Here is a 16,134-nt window from a genome sequence, read left to right as displayed (position 1 = left end):
CCGATGAGTCGGCGAAGAGCAAGCGTGGCGCGCGTCGCCATGAGTGTGGCGGTCGCGCTCCTGTCCGTCGCGATGTCCCTGGTGGCCGTGACGCCGGCGCACGCGGCGGTCGGAATCACGATCAACGGTGGTTCCGGCGGCCGCACCTTCGACGGTGTCGGCGCGATCAGCGGCGGCGGAGGCAACAGCCGCCTGCTGATCGACTACCCCGAGCCGCAGCGGTCGCAGATCCTGGACTACCTGTTCAAGCCCGGGTACGGCGCGTCGATGCAGATCCTGAAGGTCGAGATCGGCGGCGACACCAACTCCACCGACGGCGCCGAGCCGAGCCACCGGCACACCTCCGGCGACCTGAACTGCGACCGCGGCTACGAATGGTGGCTGATGGAGCAGGCCAAGGCCCGCAACCCCGGCATCAAGCTGGCGGGTCTCGCCTGGGGCGCCCCGGGCTGGCTCGGCAACGGCAACTTCTGGTCCCAGGACACCATCAACTACCTGGTCGACTGGCTGGGCTGTGCGAAGAACAGCCACGGGCTGACCATCGACTACCTGGGCGGCTGGAACGAGAAGGGCCGCGATCTGAACTGGTACGTCAACCTCAACGCGGCCCTGGACTCCCGCGGCTTCGGCAACGTGAAGATCGTCGCATCCGACGACTGGGGGTTCGGCGTCGCCGACGACGCGGCGAACAACGCCGCCTTCCGCAACGCGGTGGACGTGTTCGGGTCGCACTACGTCTGCGGTTACCGCGGACCACAGTCGAGCTGTCCCAGCTCCACCACCGCGATCAACTCCGGGAAGGTGCTGTGGGCCAGTGAGAACGGCTCCGACGACTACAACGACGGGGCCAAGGCGATGGCCAGGGGCATCAACCGGGACTACATCGACGGGAAGATGACCGCATACATCAACTGGCCGGTCATGGCCGCCATCACTCCGAACCTGCCCTTCGCCACGATGGGCGTGGCGGTGGCGCCGCAGCCGTGGTCCGGTTACTACGCCATCGGCAAGAGCACCTGGGTGATGGCCCACACCACGCAGTTCACCGCTCCCGGCTGGAAGTATCTGGACTCTTCCAGCGGCTACATCGGCGGCAACCGCAACAACGGCAGCTACGTGTCGCTGAGGTCGCCCAGCGGGTCCGACTACAGCACGATCATCGAGACGATGGACGCCACCAGCGCCCAGACGCTGAACTTCACCGTGACCGGCGGGCTGTCCACCGGGCAGGTGCACGTGTGGGCGACCAACCTCAACTCGGGCAACTCCGCCGACCACTTCGTCCACGCCGCCGACGTCAACCCGTCCAACGGCGCCTTCTCGCTGACGGTCCAGCCGGGGTACGTCTACTCGATCACCACCACGACGGGTCAGGGCAAGGGCACCGCCACCAGTCCCTCCCGGGGCTCGATGGCCCTGCCGTACGCCGACGACTTCGACTCCTACGCGGTGGGGCGTGAGGCGAAGTACCTGATGGACATGCAGGGCTCGTTCGAGATCGTGGGCTGCGGCGGCGGCCGCTCCGGCCGATGCGTGCGCCAGATGGCCCCGCGCCAGCCGATCCTCTGGACCGGCGGTTCCCACCCGTACGCCCTGCTGGGCGATCTGGGCTGGAGCAACTACACGGTCACGGCGGACGTGCTGCTGGAGCAGAGCGGCTACGTGGAGCTGATCGGCCGGGCGGGCGCCCAGCACGCCTTCGGCCCCGAGGGACTGAACGCCTACTACCTAAGGGTGACCGACGGCGGCGCCTGGCAGATCATCCGCAACAACGTCGACAACGCGATGACGACGATCCGCAGCGGAAGCGTCGCCGCCCTCGGCACCGGCCGCTGGCACACCCTGGCCCTGGGCTTGTCCGGCGGCACGATCACCGCGAGCATCGACGGGACGCAGGTGGCCACGGTCACCGACGGCACCTGGGGCGCCGGCCAGATCGGCGTGGGCACCAGCACCACCGAGACCGCCCAGTTCGACAACCTGTCCATCACCCCGGGCCCGGGCGGCGGCACGCCGGGCAACGGCACCGCGCTGCGCGGTCTGGCCAGCGGCCGGTGCGTGGACGTGCCCAACCAGTCGCACACCAACGGCACCCAGGTGGCGCTGTGGGACTGCAACGGCGGGGCGAACCAGCAGTGGATCCACACCTCCGGCAAGCAGCTCCAGGTGTACGGCGACAAGTGCCTGGACGCCTCCGGCCAGGGGACGAGCAACGGCACCCAGGTCGTCATCTGGGACTGCAACGGCGGGGCCAACCAGCAGTGGAACATCAACGCCGACGGCACCGTCACCGGTGTGCAGTCCGGGCTGTGCCTGGACGCCTACAGCGCCGGAACGGCCAACGGCACGAAGATCGTCCTGTGGGCCTGCAACGGCGGAAGCAACCAGCAGTGGAGCCGCAACTGAGTTGACGGCCGCCCTGGCGGTGCACGGGAGATGCGCGGCCCGGAAGTCCGGGCCGCGCATCGACCTAGGCGACCGTGCAGGGGTTTCCGTTGAGAGTGAACGCGGTGGGCTTGCCGGCGTTGCCGGTGTGGGTGGCCTGGAAGCCGATCTCGGTGGTGGAGCCGGGCGCGATCGTGCCGTTGTAGCTCATGTTCCGCGCCGTGACCTGTCCGCTGGAGGGCGAGTAGGTGGCGTTCCATCCGTTGGTGATGGTCTGCCCGCTGGGCAGGGTGAAGGTCAGCGACCAGCCGTTGACGGTGGAGGAGCCGGTGTTGGTGACGGCGATCTGCTCGGTCAGGCCCTCGTTCCAGGCGTTGACGGTCGCGCTGACCCGGCACGCCCCCGAGCCTCCGCTGGGCGACGGTGATGGTGACGGCGACGGCGACGGCGTGCTGCTCGGCGACGGGCTGGGGGAGGGGCTGGGCGAAGGGCTCGCCGAGGGGCTGGGTGAGGGTGAGGGTGTGGTGGTGCTGTCGAGGCCGAGGAAGGAGATGGCGTAGGCGAGCTGCCCGTTCATGGGGAGTTGGTGGCCGACGCCGGAGATGCTGATGCCTTCGATGGTGGCCTGGGTGCTTGTGTCGCCGTAGCGGGTGCGGGTCCACGACGACTGCGGGTGGTCGGTGAAGGACGGGGTCTGGCTCAGCCCGTGCAGGTTGGTCCACTGCTTGATCTCTTCGCCGTAGTTGGGGTAGGCGAGAGTGGTGTCGGTGGTGCCGTGCCACAGCTGCATGCGGGGGTAGCGGCCGGTGTAGCCGGGGTACATGGCGCGGGCCTGGTCGCCCCATTGCTGGGCGGACTTGATGAGGTTGCCGCCGGAGCACTGGCTGTTCCACAGGGAGCCGTCGGTGGTCGCGAAGCATCCGGCCGGTACGCCGGAGAAGGCCGCCCCGGCCGAGAACACGTCGGGATATTCGGCGGCCAGGACGTTGGTCATCATCGCGCCGGAGGAAAAGCCGCTCACGACGATCCGGTTCGGGTCGACGTTGTAGCGCTGCCGCGCCCAGGAGACCATCGACATGATGCCGGTGGAGTCGCTCCCGCCGTCGCGCCTGAGCGCGGCGGGGGTGGACACGTCGAAGCACTGCCCACTGCGGGTGGCCTCGGGGACCACGATGATGTACCCGTACCGGTCCGCGGCGGTGACGTAGTCGTGCCCGTTGCCGTTGAAAATCGCGCCGGCGGATCCGGTGCAGTAATGCACCAGCACCAGCAGCGCCGGCCGTGCCGCGACCCGGTCGGGCACGTAGAGGTACATGTTCAGGTTCGTGGGGTTGGCGCCGAAGCCGGTCACCCGGGTCAGCGAGGCCGCCGCGGCGGGCCGTACCCCCAGGAGCATGCCCGCCACCACCAAAGGCAAGGCGGCGGCCGCCAGTAAGACTCTGAGCCTTCGTATCACCATGGTTCCTCGTCGTCAGTCGGGTCGGGGAGTCAGCCGTCCGGCGGACTCCGTGACGGGTGCGGCCGGGGCCGTCCCGCCTTCGCCGCGGTCACCACGGCGAAGGCGGGACACCACCGTCAGACGCGGGTCCAGCGCTGGTTGGCCTGTCCGTTGCAGGACCAGATCTGGAGCTTGACGCCGTTGGCGGTCGAGTAGTTGGGGACGTCGAGGCACTTGTTCGCGCCGACGGCGGTGATGGAGCCGTCGGAGTTGAACCGCCACTTCTGGTTGTTCTGGCCGTTGCAGTCCCAGATGATCACGCTGGTGCCGTCGGCCGTTCCCGCGCCGTACGCGTCGAGGCACTTGTTGCCGTAGACGCGCAGCTCACCGGCGCTGGTGGAGGTCCACTGCTGGTTGGACTGCCCGTTGCAGTCCCAGATCTGCACCTGTGCGCCGTTGGCCTGCGAGACGCCGGTGACGTCGAGGCAGCGCCCCGACCCCACGCCACGGATGGCGCTCGTGGAGGCGGTCGGCGTCGGGCTGGGAGTGCCGCCGGGCTGGCCGATGCTGCCGTCGACCGACTGAAGCGCGGCGTACCAGGCGGCGGCCATCTTGTCGTAGCCGTTCGCGGTGGGATGGATGCCGTCGATGAGGTCGCCGGTGGTCAGCCTGCTGTGCATGTCGACCAGGTGGACGTGCTTTCCGCTGTTGGCCTTGGACTGGACGATGCCGGGGATCGCCGCGTTGAAGTTGCGGGCGGCGGCCTCCTGCCCGGAGTTCGACAGCGGGATGATGGTCGCGACGAACACGTCGGCGTCCGGCGCCGCCGCGGTGATGTGGTCGATCAGCGTGGACAGCCGCTGCGGCGCACCGGACACGTTGTAGTTCTGCAGCACGTCGTTGGTGCCGATGTGCAGCAGCACCGTGCGCGGCGTGTAGGTGCGCAGCCAGCCGTTGATGTTCGCGTCGATCTGGTCGATCCGCCACCCCGGGTGTCCCTCGTGGTCGTGGTCGCCCAGGTTGCCCGGTCCGTTGTACTGCGACCCGACGAAGTCGATCGTGTAGCGACCCGAGGCCAGGCGCTGCCACAACCCGATCCGGTAGCCGCCGGGCACCTGCGTGCCCTCGGTGATCGAGTCGCCCAGCGGCATCACCCGCACCCCGCCGTTCGACTCCGCGACGGCGACCCCCGGGCTCGTCAGCGTGCCCGCCACCGCCAAGCTCACGGCCAGCAGCGCCGCGGCCGACAGGCGTCTCCACGTACGGGCGGTCGCCGCCGCCGCGTGTCCGCCGAGCATGTTGCGAGAGATGAACGCGGCGCCGACCAGGCGCAGAAGGGATGCGATCTTCATGAATGCTCCTGGGATAGTGCGGGAAGGACGACGATCAAGCGGGTTGTTAGCGCTAACATTTTGCTTTACGGGACTGTCCTCTCTCGGTGTTGATGTAGGTGGTGGTGCGGCGGAGCAAATACGACGGCCGACCCCGCGTCAAGGCTCCCGGTCGGCCCGGGCCGGTCTCCCCGGGCTGTCGATGCGCCTCATCTGCCGCGACGAGGGCGGGCCCGATCACCACGAGCGGCCAGATGTGAAAATTTCACGACATCGACGGGTGGTTGTGCGCCGGCAGCGCCGATCTGCCGGGGGTGAGGAAACGTCATCCGAGAATGCCCAGCTGGCAGGCCGGAGTCTCGTGAAGGGTCAGGAAAGGATCCGCGTCCGGCCGGGGCATGTTTCGTGTGGCGGGCGCGGGCCGGCGTCCGGCCGTCAGGAACGGCGGCCGCGCGCGCGGGCGGGTCCGGTCGTGCCTCGCAGGGAGATGGGCGGCGCGACCAGGAGATGGCCGTGGGGGGTGGCGGGGTCGGCGATCAGCCGGATGAGCATGTCGACGGCGCGGGCGCCGAGCTCGTCCGCGGGGACGTCGGCGGCCGTGAGCGGAGGGTGCAGGTTCTCCGCCCAGTCCCGCGCCGCGACGCCGGCGATGGAGAAGTCGCGAGGCACGACCAGGCCCGCCTGGGCAAGCGCGTGATACATCCCGGGAGTGGCGGCCTCGTTGATGGTGGCGATCGCGGTCAGATCGGGATGCTCGCCGAGGAGCCGCTCGGCGCAGGACACCCCCGACTGGGCGTCGTCGGCGCAGCAGGTCTGCACGCCGTCGAGACCGCGCTCGGCCATCGCGCGGGCGAAACCGGCCTGCGCGCGGTGGCCGGGGCCGTATCCGGCCGCCACCAGCTCCTCGGAGCGGTTGACCAGGGCGATGCGGCGATGACCCAGGTCGGCAAGGTGGTGGACGCAGTTGGCGATCAGCTTCTCGTAGTCGATGTCCACCCAGGACATCTCCTCGGGCCGGCTGGTGCGGCCGATGCCGACGAAGGGCAGCCCGGCCTGCCGCAGGCGGGTCACCCGGTCGTCCTCCAGCCGTATCTCCATGACGATGACCCCGTCCACGCGTCTGCCGCCGACCACGCGCTCGAACGACCGGTCGTGCTCGCCCCCGGAGGGTGACAGCAGGACGTCCAGGTCGGCGTGGGCGGCGGCGTCGACGACGCTGGCCACGAACCCGAGCTGCATGTCGGTCAGGCGGCGGCTGGCGGGCGGGATGACCAGGCCGATGGTGTGGGTCCTGCCCTCCTTGAGCGCCTTTGCCGCGGCGTTGGGCCGGTAGCCCAGCTCATCGATGACCGCCTGGATGCGCCGGCGCGTCTCCTCCGACACCGGGCGCTTGCCGCTGAGGGCGTACGAGACGGTGCTGCGCGCCACACCCGACCGCTTGGCGATCTCCCCGATGTTCACCGGCGCTCCTCACCTCGTCCGACCGACATGCACATCGTAAGTCGAATCGAGCGCACGGATCGACGACCATGGCTCAGATCACGGTCCGCGCGACCTCGGTGACGTGCGCGATCCGTTCATTCGCGGTCCTCCGAATCGGTTCGATCCCATGGGGAAGACGATCAGTTCCGGGTCCACTTCTGACTGGTCGTGCCGGTGCAGGACCACAGTTGCACCTTGGTGCCGTTCGCGGTGCCGAAGTTGCTCGCCTCCAGGCACAGGCCGGACTGCACGCCGGTGATGGTGCCGTCGGCGTTGACGTTCCACTGCTGGTTGGCCTGACCGTTGCAGTCCCAGATGATCGCCCTGGTGCCGTTCGCGGTTCCGGCGCCCTCGGCGTCCAGGCACCTGGTGCCGTACACCTGCAGTTGCCGGGAGGAGGTGTACGTCCACTGCTGGTTGGTCTGGCCGTTGCAGTCCCACAGGTTGAGCTGGGTGCCGCTCGTCTGCGACAGGTTCGGCACGTCGAGGCAGCGGCCGGCGTTGACGTTGCGGAACGCCGACGTCGATCCCCCGCCGGTTGAGGGCGGCAGGAGTGTGATGGTGAAGGTGTCGTCGATGGCGGTGTGCGGAAGGTTGACGGTGGTGCCGTTGCCGGACAGGGTCACCACGGTGTCCTGGACGGTGACCGGTCCCTGGACCGCGCCGCCGCCGTTGTAGGGGATGCGCTCGACGAGAACGCGGGCCTGGTTGTTCTGCACGATGCCGCCGGTGGTGTCCAGGCGCCGCAGGTTGACGGTGATGGTGCCGGTGGTGCGTCCGCCGCCGACGAGGACCTTGGCGTTCCCGCTCGCCTTGGTGGCGAAGGCGTCGTAGTTGGAGCTCGGGGTGACGGCGGCGATCTGCCCGGTCTGGGAGCCGTAGAAGCGGTAGACCCACCACTCGCCCTTGGGCTGGTATTGGCCGGAGGAGTTGTGGACGAGGAGGTTGCCCAGGTCGTTGTGCAGGTTGTTCCCGCCCGCCCAGTTGGCGCGCAGTCCGTCGGCCCCGGCGCGCTCCAGCCGGGCGATGTACCAGGCGCCGTCGGCCGGGTTCTGCTCGTTGGAGGCGCCGTACTCGTTGATCTGGTACGGGCGAGGATGGGCGATGCCGCGGGAGTTCAGCGTGGTGTCGGCCGTCGCGACGTTGGTGACCGGGTCCCCGGGCAGGGAGTGCCAGCTGACGATGTCGGGAACGACGTTGTTGGCCTTGACGTAGTCGAGGTACTGCGTCCACCAGCCGCTGGTGGACGGCACGCCCGCGAGGCTGGGGCCCACGATCAGGTGGGAGGGGAACGCGGCACGGATGCGCTGGTAGGCGCGTTTCCACATCTCGAAATACTGCGACTGCGGACGGTTCCAGAACAGGGTGATGTTGGGCTCGTTCCACAGGTCCCACTGGACCGGGGCGCCGGTCGCCCGTACGTCGTCGATCAGGCGGGTCAGGAAGTTGTCGTAGTCGGTCCAGTCGCCGTTGTCGCCGGGGAAGCGGGAGATCGGGTAGCCGTCGGCTCCCCATAGGTCGTGCACGAGCAGGACGAACTCCCCGCCGAGCGACCGCGTGCGCAGCAACTGGGCGCGGGTGGCGTTCCACCTGCGGTCGTACTTGCCCGACACCCAGCCGCCGGGGCTGTCGAGCTGGGCGCCTCCGGCGCGCATGTACCGGAACTTCACATCGGTGAAGTAGTTGTCCGGAGGGTTGGCCGCGTTCTCGCTCATGCCGTAGATCCACCCCGACGCCCGGTACGTCGGGGATCCGCCCGCGACCGAGAAATCGACGGTGATGGACTCGTCGGCGGCCTGAGCCGGTGCGGCGGTCGCGAGGACGGATGCGGCGACGAGTGCCGCGGCGGAGAACAGGGCGGCCAGGCCGCGGCGGCCGCGCCGCCGACGTGAGGTGCTGTTCACTCGTGACTCCTTCGACGGGGGGTGGGGAACACGCCGTCCGGCGGTCGGGGTGAAGCGAAGGGTGGTCTCAACGCAGGCGACGATGTCGAATCGATTCGCAATGAGCGTAAATTCACGTGGGAAGGCATGTCAATTGCGTGTATCGCAGACATGAACGGGATATGTCCTGCGACCGGTCCTGGCGAGGTTCCTGTCGCCGAGGCGCGAAACCCCCAGTTCAGCGGCGTGTTTCGAATCGGTTCGCCGGTTGGGTTCCCGTTCAGGACAGGAGATCAGAGTCCTGGAGTGTGGGCCGGGGGCGGTTCGAGGTGCTCACCGGATCAGTGCAGACATATCCACTCCAGACGGGCAAAAGATCGCGCTATCGGACGGATCGCAATAACGCGTCTCAGGTGACCAGGCCCCGGCGGTAGGCGTAGACCACGGCCTGCACGCGGTCGCGCAGGCCGAGCTTGGTGAGGATGCGCGACACGTACGTCTTGACGGTCTCCTGGCTGATGACCAGCGTCGCGGCGATCTCGCTGTTGGACAGGCCGTCGGCGATGAGGCGCAGCACCTCCAGCTCGCGCGGGGTCAGCGCGACGTCGTCCGATGTGCCCTCGGCCGGACGGATCCGCGCCGCGTATCTGCCGACGAGCTGCCGCGTCACCTCCGGTGCCAGCAGCGCGGCGCCCGTTGCGACGGTGCGGATGCCGTGCAGGAGCTGCGCCGGCGGGGCGTCCTTGAGCAGGAACCCGCTCGCTCCCGCCCGCAGCGCCTCGTACACGTACTCGTCCAGGTTGAACGTCGTCACCACGAGCACCTTGATGGGATTCTCCACGCCCGCGCCGGCCAGCAGGCGGGTCGCCTCGATGCCGTCGAGCACCGGCATGCGCACGTCCATCACCACGATGTCGGGGTTCAGCCGCCGGGCGAGGTCGACCGCGGTGCGGCCGTCCCCGCACTCGCCCACCACTTCGAGGTCGGGCTGCGCGTCGATGATCGTCGCGAACCCGGTGCGGATCAGCGCCTGGTCGTCGCAGACCAGGACCCGGACCGGCGCGGTCATGACGGGCTCCCCGCGGGGATGCGGGCCCGTACGACGAAGCCGCCGCCCGCCTGCCGGTCGGCGCTGAACTCGCCGCCCAGAGCGTCGACCCGCTCGCGGAGCCCGGCGAGACCGCGCCCGCTCCCACCGGGGGCGCCGGTCCGCGAGCCGGAGCCGTCGGTGCCGACCTCCACGTAAATCTCCTTCTCGCCGTAGCGCACCCGGACCTCGGTGCGGCTGCCATGGGCGTATTTGAGGGCGTTGGTCAGGGATTCCTGCACGACCCTATAGGCGACGAACTCGGCGCTGCCGGTGGATTCGGCCGGTTCGCCCTCCTCGGTGAACTCCACTGGCTGCCCGGCCCGGCGGGTCTGCTCCACCAGCGTGCGGAGCTCGCCGACGGACGGCAACCTGACGTCGCTGTCGTGGTCGGGGTTGAGCAGGTCGAGCAGGCGCCGCAGGTCGGAGATGGCTCGCCGGCCGGTGTCGGTGACGGCGGTGAGGGCCGCGTCGAGACGCTCGGGCGCGGCGGTCAGATAGCGTGCCGCCTCGGCCTGTACGACCATCGCCGTCACGTGATGGGTCACGACGTCGTGGAGCTCGCGGGCGATGCGGGTGCGTTCGGCGGCGCGGGTGGCCTCGGCGACGCGGAGGCGGGCCTCGGCCTCGGCGGCCCGGGCGGAGCGCAGCCAGGCCCCGGCCCCCCATGCGAGGACCAGCGCCAGGAAGAACGTCACATAGCCGTCCAGTTGCTCGGGCGAGCCGCTCCGGTCGAGCGCGACCGCCAGCGGCACGTACGCCGCGGAGAGCAGGGCCATGATGACGCGCCGGTGACGTTCCAGATGGAGGCCCGAGCTGATGAGCGCGATGGGCAGCGCGGTGCCCCCCGCCGTGTGGTACGCGAGGAGCTGGTCGAGGGCGAAGCCCAGCGACACCAGGAGGAGACAGACGGCCGGCCACCGCCGGCGGACGGCCAGCGGCAGGCACTCCAGGGCGATCACCAGGGCGGCCGCCGCGTCCAGGGGGCGGGTCGGCAGGTCGCCGAGCTGCGTCCCGTAGTTGCGCACCGCCGGCAGAAGTGACGTGGCGGCCAGGAACAGCGCCAACGAGGAATCCCGGACCGTGACGTCGAACCGCATCCACAGATCCGGGACCCGCCGGAAATCGATCACTGGGAGAGCGTAGCGGCCGCGGCGGCCCGGGCGTGCCGCCGGAGGGGGACCAGGTTGCCGCGACGACGGGCCAGCCACAGGAAGACGATCGTCAGCAGCGCGCCGAACACGACCGCGTATGGGCTCGCCTCCGGCCCGAAGTCGCCGCCGGTGAGCAGTGCCGGGCCCGACGTCACGCTGTTCAGCAGCCCGTGCGTCGCACCGTTGCCGGAGACCTCGGCGCTGAAGATGCCGGCCTCGGCGAAGTTCCAGCCGAAGTGCACGCCGATCGGCAGCCACAGGGTGCGGGTGGCGGCGTAGGCGGCGGCGAGCATGCCGCCGGACTCGACGGCGATGGCGATCGCGCCCCACAGACTGGCGTGTTCGTTGCCCAGGTGCATCAGGCCGAACACCAGCCCGGACAGCCCGAGCGCGATCCACGTGCCGGTCCGTTCCTCGACGATCCGGAACAGGACGCCGCGGAAGAGCAGCTCCTCCGTCACGGCGGCGGCGGCCATGAAGCCGAGCAGCCCGATCGCGCCCGTCACCGAGCCGAGGCCGTCGATCCGGAAGTACCCCAGGAAGGCGAGGTTCACGATCACGGCCGCGAACATTCCGGCCCCGATCAGCAGCCCCCGGCCGACCGCGGGGACGGCGCCTTTCCCGGCCACCTCAACGGGCGTGCGGCGCTCGGACCACCGCACGACCCGGGCGTACACGACCACCGCGAGGACGGCTGTCGCGAGACCGAGGACCAGGGTGACGAACGCGTTTCCCTGCACCGCGCCCACGAGCGCGCCGCCGGCGAAGGCGACCACCGCGACGGCCACGAGCTGCTTCAACAGTCGCATGACGACTCCTTCGGAGATTCCGCGGCCGGGGCGCCGCGGCTACGACGAGAACGCTAAAGATCCGGCGGCCGGGAGTCGTCACCGCGCGGTGGACATTCGCCGGTAGCTCGCACGGGGGACAACCAGGCCCGAGATCGCCCCCGGAGCCTGCGAGCCGTCAGCGCGATAACCGCTTGCGCTCCGCGCCGGCGTACGGAAACCTTGGGGTCCAAGGAAAAATCTAGGGATCCTAGGAACATTTCGGAAGGGCGGCATACGCATGGTGCGGGCCGGGTTGACGGCGGATCGGGTGACGCTCGCCGGTGCCGAGCTGGCGGACGAGGTCGGGCTCGACCACGTGACCATGTCGGCGGTGGCGCGGCGACTCGGGGTGAAGGACGCCAGCCTCTACGCGCACGTCCGCAGCCTTGAGGACCTGCGCGGGCGGATCGCGCTGCTGGCGGCGGACGAGAAGACCATCCGCATCGCGGAGGCGACCGCCGGGCGGGCCGGGAAGGACGCGCTGGTGGCGTACGCCAACGCCTGGCGGCAGTACGCGCACGACCACCCGGGCCGATACACGGCGACGCAGATCCCGATACAGATCGACCCCGAGCTCGCCGCGAAGGCGGCCGGCCCGCGGCGCGCCGTCGAGCTGACCTACAGCATGCTGCGCGGCTACGCGCTGGAGGAGCCCGACCTGACCGACGCGGTCCGGCTGATGCGCAGCACGCTGCACGGCTTCACCAGCCTGGAGGCCGCGGGCGGGTTCGCGCACGCGCGCCCGGCGGAGGACACCTGGGTCCGCTGCCTCGATGCCCTGCACACCCTCCTGGAGCGCTGGCCCACGCGCGACGAAGGAGATCCGGCATGACCGGCCCCGCCATCGGCCACCTGCGCGTGGACGGCGCCACCCTGCACTACGAGGTGCGCGGAGCGGGGCCGCTCCTGCTGCTGATCCCTGGAGGCACGGGCGGAGCGGCCTCCTTCGACGGCGTCGCCGACGCCCTGGCCGCCGATTACACGGTCGCGTCCTACGACCCGCGCGGTCTGTCCCGCAGCCCGCTGGACGACCCGGAGGCCGAGCAGCGGGTCGAGCGGCACGCCGACGACGCGCTTCGGCTGCTGGAGCTGCTGTCTCCGGACGCGCCCGCCCGCGTGGCCGCCTGCAGCTCGGGCGCCATCGTCGCGCTGCACCTGCTCACCACCCATCCCGAGCGGATCGAACGCGTCGTGGCCCACGAGCCGCCGGTGGTGGAGGTGCTGCCGGACGCCGCCGACCACCGCGCGCTGCTCGCCCGCGTCCAGGACACGTTCCGCCGGGAAGGGCTGATGCCCGCGGCGGCCGTCTTCGCGGCCGGTCTGAGACGGCCCGGCGCCGAGCCCGTACAGGCAGGGGCGGCCACCGAGCCCGCCGACGCCGGGGCGGCGACCGAGCTTCCCCCGCAGGCGGCGGCACGGGCGCAGCGGACGATGGCCGACATGCCCTACTTCCTCGGACGCATCGTGCCGAGCTTCATGGCGTACCGGCCGGACGTGGACCGCCTGGAGGCCCTGTCGGACCGGCTCGTGCTCGCCGCGGGGGCGGACTCGCGGGGCGAACTGCCCTACCGCCCCGCCGCCTTCCTCGCCGAGCGGTTCGGCCTGGACCTCGTCCACTTCCCCGGCGGGCACACCGGGCTCAGCACGCACCCCGCCGAGTTCGGCGAGCTGCTCCGCACGGTGCTGACCACCTGATCCGGCTCGCGGAGACGTCAGGCGTGGCTGATCATCACGTGCTTGACGCGTGTGTAGGCGTCGAGGCCGTATCGGGACAGATCCTTGCCGGTGCCCGAATGCTTGAAGCCGCCGTGCGGCATCTCGGGGATGATCACCTGGTGGCAGTTGACCCAGACCGCGCCGAAGTCCAGCGCGGCGGAAAGGCGCATGGCCCGCCCGGTGTCCCTGGTCCACACGCTGGAGGCGAGCGCGTACTCGACCCCGTTCGCCAGGGCGACGGCCTCGTCCTCGTCCTCGAACGGCTGCACGGTCACGACCGGGCCGAAGATCTCCTGCTGCACGATCTCGTCGTCCTGCCGTACGTCGGCGACGACGGTCGGCGGGAAGAAGTAGCCGGGACGGCCGAGCCGGGCGCCGCCGGCGACCACCCGGGCGTGCGCGGGCAGCCGGTCGAGGAACCCGGCGACCCGCTCGGCCTGGGCGGCGTTGTTGGACGGGCCGAGAAACGCGCCCTCGTCGGGGGCACCGACGGCGAGGGCCCGCGCCGCCTCGGCGAGCGCCTCGACGAACCCGTCATACGCGCGCCGCTCGACGAGCACGCGGGTGACGGCCGTGCAGTCCTGACCCGTGTTGAAGAACGCCGCCTCGGCGACGCCGCGTGCGGTCGCCTCGAGATCGGTGTCGGCGAAGACCAGCGCGGGGGCCTTGCCGCCCAGCTCCAGGTGGACGTCCTTGAGGTCGCTCGCCGCGGCCGCCATCACCTCGGCGCCGGCCCGGGTCGAGCCGGTGATCGCCACCATCTCCACGCCGGGGTGCGCGACCATGGTGCGGCCGGTGTCCCGGTCGCCGCACACGACGTTGACCACGCCGGGCGGCAGCACCCGGGCGCACAGCTCGCCCAGCAGCACGGTCGAGCCGGGCGTCGTGTCGGACGGCTTCAGCACCAGCGTGTTGCCCGCCGCCAGCGCCGGGCCGATCTTCCAGGCCGCCATCATCAGCGGGTAGTTCCACGGCGTCACCTGGGCGACGACGCCGATCGGCTCACGGCGTACGAACGAGGTGTGCCCCTCGGCGTACTCGGCGGCGCCGAGGCCCTCCAGCACCCGCGCCGCGCCGGCGAAATAGCGGACGGTGTCGATCGCCCCGCCCACGTCGACCCGCAGCGCGGTGCCGCGCGGCTTGCCGGTCGCCCGCACCTCGGCCTCGGCCAGCGCCTCCCTGTTGTCCGCCATCAGATCGGCCAGCTCAAGAAGCAGCCGCTGACGCTCGGCCGGGGTGGTCCGCCGCCAGGTGCGCGCGGCCTCGGCGGCGGCCGTGACCGCGTGGTCCACGTCCGCGCCGCCCGAGCGGGCCGCCCGGGCGTACACCTTCTCGGTGGAGGGGTCGACCAGCTCCATCCACTCGCCGGAGGCCGGGTCGCGGGCCTCCCCGGCGATCACATTGCGATACGTGTCCACGACGGTCTCCTCCCAGGTCATACGGTCACGGAGGCGCGGGTGAGCGCGGTGCGATAACGGGCGGCGGCGGAGGCCATGCCCACCAGCACGACCCCGACCAGCTCGCCGTCGCGGTGGTAGCCGACGACGACCTCGCCGTCGAGGTCGCCCTCCAGCACCCGGATGTCGTCCTCCCCCAAAACGGGCGCTCCGAACGACTGGAGGCGCAGGTCGTACTGGTCGCTCCAGAACGTCGGCAGCGGGGCGAACGGCCCGGCGGGCGGGTCGCCGAGGCCGAGATCGGCCAGCAGCGTGACCGCCGCGTGCTTTGCCGTGTCGGTGGGGATGCTCCAGTGCTCGACCCGGCGCGGCACGCCGTCATAGCGGGGGTTGGGGAAGCGGGCCACGTCGCCCACCGCCACCACCCCCGGCCGTGCCTCGACGCGCAGCGCCTCGTCGCACAGCACGCCGTCGGACAGGTCGAGCCCGTTGCCCTCCAGCCACCCGGTGTTGGCGGCCGAGCCCACCGCCTCGACGACGACGTCGGCGTCGAGGCTGGTGCCGTCGGACAGCTCGGCTCCGGTCACCCGGCCGGAGCCCAGGAAGGCCCTGACCGTACGGCCGAGCAGGAACGCGACGCCGCGCGCCTCGTGGCGGCGGCGCAGGGCCGCGCCCAGCTCGGCCCCGAGCGGGCGGCGCATCGGCGCGTCCTCCGGCGCGACGACGGTGACCGACGCGCCGAGCGTGCGGGCGGTGGCCGCGACCTCGCACCCGATGAACCCGGCGCCGATCACCAGCACCCGCACGCCGGGGCCGAGCTCGGCGCGCAGCGCGCGGGCGTCCTCCAGCGTGCGCACGACATGGCGGCCCGCCGCCGGTCCGGGGACGGGAAGCCGCCGGGGCCGCATGCCGGTGGCGACCACCAGCCCGTCGTAGGCCAGCTCGGTGCCGTCGGCCAGCCGTACGGCACGGGCGGCGAGGTCGGCGGAGACGACCGGCACGCCGAGCCGCCAGGTCACGTCGGCGACCGCCGGGCGGAGCCGGAACGCCAGCGCCTCGTGGGTCACCTCCGAGGCCAGCGCCTCCTTCGACAGCGGGGGCCGGTTGTACGGCAGGTGCGGCTCGTCGCCGACCGCCACGATCTCGCCCGCGAACCCGGCGGCCCGCAGCCGCTCGGCCGCCCGCAGGCCGCCCATCGAGGCGCCCGCGATCACGATGCGCTGCCCCACGGTGGTCAGCCCTCGATCGTGATGGCCTGCAGCGGGCACACGTCGGCGGCCTCCTCGACGGCGTCGCGCAGCGACTCGTCGGGCTCGGCCTCGTAGACCAGCCGGCCGTTCTCGTTGATCTGGAAGACCTCGGGGGCGGAGAAGACGCACTGCCCGTGGTCCTTGCAGACGTCCATGTCGACGATGACCTTCATCGGGGGAA

General features: G+C 71.0%; 13 protein-coding genes. 3 read left to right on the top strand and 10 right to left on the bottom strand.

From position 1 onward, the window contains the following. Nucleotides 1-24 precede the first annotated feature (24 nt). The gene (locus OHB01_RS32105; protein WP_260617516.1) at nt 25-2,406 is read left to right on the top strand and encodes a ricin-type beta-trefoil lectin domain protein; all 2,382 of its coding nucleotides are present in this window, start codon (nt 25-27) and stop codon (nt 2,404-2,406) included. A 64-nt stretch (nt 2,407-2,470) separates the two neighbouring features. Here the strand turns inward: OHB01_RS32105 and OHB01_RS32100 are convergent, their stop codons facing one another. The 7 genes from OHB01_RS32100 to OHB01_RS32070 form a co-directional block, all read right to left on the bottom strand. Next, nucleotides 2,471-3,781, bottom strand: coding sequence for a PHB depolymerase family esterase (locus OHB01_RS32100; RefSeq protein WP_328854423.1), 1,311 nt, complete (start codon nt 3,779-3,781; stop codon nt 2,471-2,473). A 179-nt stretch (nt 3,782-3,960) separates the two neighbouring features. Continuing rightward, the gene (locus OHB01_RS32095) at nt 3,961-5,175 is read right to left on the bottom strand and encodes a lectin (RefSeq protein WP_328709867.1); all 1,215 of its coding nucleotides are present in this window, start codon (nt 5,173-5,175) and stop codon (nt 3,961-3,963) included. A 414-nt stretch (nt 5,176-5,589) separates the two neighbouring features. Continuing rightward, on the bottom strand, nt 5,590-6,615 hold the full coding sequence (locus OHB01_RS32090) for a LacI family DNA-binding transcriptional regulator (protein ID WP_142652308.1): 1,026 nt from the start codon (nt 6,613-6,615) through the stop codon (nt 5,590-5,592). A 161-nt stretch (nt 6,616-6,776) separates the two neighbouring features. Next, nucleotides 6,777-8,540, bottom strand: coding sequence for an RICIN domain-containing protein (locus OHB01_RS32085; protein WP_142652310.1), 1,764 nt, complete (start codon nt 8,538-8,540; stop codon nt 6,777-6,779). A 388-nt stretch (nt 8,541-8,928) separates the two neighbouring features. Continuing rightward, nucleotides 8,929-9,588, bottom strand: a complete 660-nt coding sequence (locus OHB01_RS32080; protein ID WP_142652312.1) for a response regulator — start codon at nt 9,586-9,588, stop codon at nt 8,929-8,931. After that, nucleotides 9,585-10,739, bottom strand: a complete 1,155-nt coding sequence (locus tag OHB01_RS32075; RefSeq protein WP_147945261.1) for a sensor histidine kinase — start codon at nt 10,737-10,739, stop codon at nt 9,585-9,587. The genes OHB01_RS32080 and OHB01_RS32075 overlap by 4 nt, the downstream gene beginning before the upstream one ends. After that, nucleotides 10,736-11,569: a CPBP family intramembrane glutamic endopeptidase gene (locus tag OHB01_RS32070; protein WP_328709869.1), complete on the bottom strand. Its 834-nt coding sequence runs from the start codon at nt 11,567-11,569 to the stop codon at nt 10,736-10,738. The genes OHB01_RS32075 and OHB01_RS32070 overlap by 4 nt, the downstream gene beginning before the upstream one ends. A gap of 259 nt (nt 11,570-11,828) precedes the next feature. On the opposite strand from OHB01_RS32070, the gene OHB01_RS32065 reads away from it, so the two are divergent. Further along, nucleotides 11,829-12,422 (top strand): TetR/AcrR family transcriptional regulator, encoded by a 594-nt coding sequence (locus OHB01_RS32065; RefSeq protein ID WP_142652318.1) that lies wholly within the window; start codon nt 11,829-11,831, stop codon nt 12,420-12,422. Further along, nucleotides 12,419-13,285: an alpha/beta hydrolase gene (locus OHB01_RS32060; protein WP_328709870.1), complete on the top strand. Its 867-nt coding sequence runs from the start codon at nt 12,419-12,421 to the stop codon at nt 13,283-13,285. Before OHB01_RS32065 ends, OHB01_RS32060 begins: the two co-directional genes overlap by 4 nt. 17 nt (nt 13,286-13,302) lie before the next feature. On the opposite strand, the gene OHB01_RS32055 is transcribed toward OHB01_RS32060, so the two are convergent. Genes OHB01_RS32055 through OHB01_RS32045 form a run of 3 tightly spaced genes read right to left on the bottom strand, consistent with a single transcriptional unit; the run spans nt 13,303 to nt 16,126 of the window. Then, entirely contained in the window at nt 13,303-14,745 is a 1,443-nt protein-coding gene (locus OHB01_RS32055; RefSeq protein WP_142652322.1) for an aminobutyraldehyde dehydrogenase, read from the bottom strand. Further along, entirely contained in the window at nt 14,742-15,932 is a 1,191-nt protein-coding gene (locus tag OHB01_RS32050) for an NAD(P)/FAD-dependent oxidoreductase (RefSeq protein ID WP_185949110.1), read from the bottom strand. Before OHB01_RS32050 ends, OHB01_RS32055 begins: the two co-directional genes overlap by 4 nt. 5 nt (nt 15,933-15,937) lie before the next feature. Then, the gene (locus tag OHB01_RS32045) at nt 15,938-16,126 is read right to left on the bottom strand and encodes a ferredoxin (protein WP_067173231.1); all 189 of its coding nucleotides are present in this window, start codon (nt 16,124-16,126) and stop codon (nt 15,938-15,940) included. Nucleotides 16,127-16,134 lie beyond the last annotated feature (8 nt).

This window comes from Microbispora hainanensis (assembly GCF_036186745.1).
Lineage (GTDB): Bacteria > Actinomycetota > Actinomycetes > Streptosporangiales > Streptosporangiaceae > Microbispora.
The sequence above is the reverse complement of the archived record's forward strand: the minus strand, read 5'-3'. Positions and strand labels throughout refer to the sequence as shown.

Coding starts and splice junctions, on each gene's coding strand:
- OHB01_RS32100 (WP_328854423.1), bottom strand. CDS start 3,781: ATGCTCCTGGGGGTACGGCCCGCCGCGGCGGCCTCGCTGACCCGGGTG.
- OHB01_RS32060 (WP_328709870.1), top strand. CDS start 12,419: ATGACCGGCCCCGCCATCGGCCACCTGCGCGTGGACGGCGCCACCCTG.
- OHB01_RS32065 (WP_142652318.1), top strand. CDS start 11,829: ATGGTGCGGGCCGGGTTGACGGCGGATCGGGTGACGCTCGCCGGTGCC.
- OHB01_RS32045 (WP_067173231.1), bottom strand. CDS start 16,126: ATGAAGGTCATCGTCGACATGGACGTCTGCAAGGACCACGGGCAGTGC.
- OHB01_RS32095 (WP_328709867.1), bottom strand. CDS start 5,175: ATGAAGATCGCATCCCTTCTGCGCCTGGTCGGCGCCGCGTTCATCTCT.
- OHB01_RS32070 (WP_328709869.1), bottom strand. CDS start 11,569: ATGCGACTGTTGAAGCAGCTCGTGGCCGTCGCGGTGGTCGCCTTCGCC.
- OHB01_RS32080 (WP_142652312.1), bottom strand. CDS start 9,588: ATGACCGCGCCGGTCCGGGTCCTGGTCTGCGACGACCAGGCGCTGATC.
- OHB01_RS32055 (WP_142652322.1), bottom strand. CDS start 14,745: ATGACCTGGGAGGAGACCGTCGTGGACACGTATCGCAATGTGATCGCC.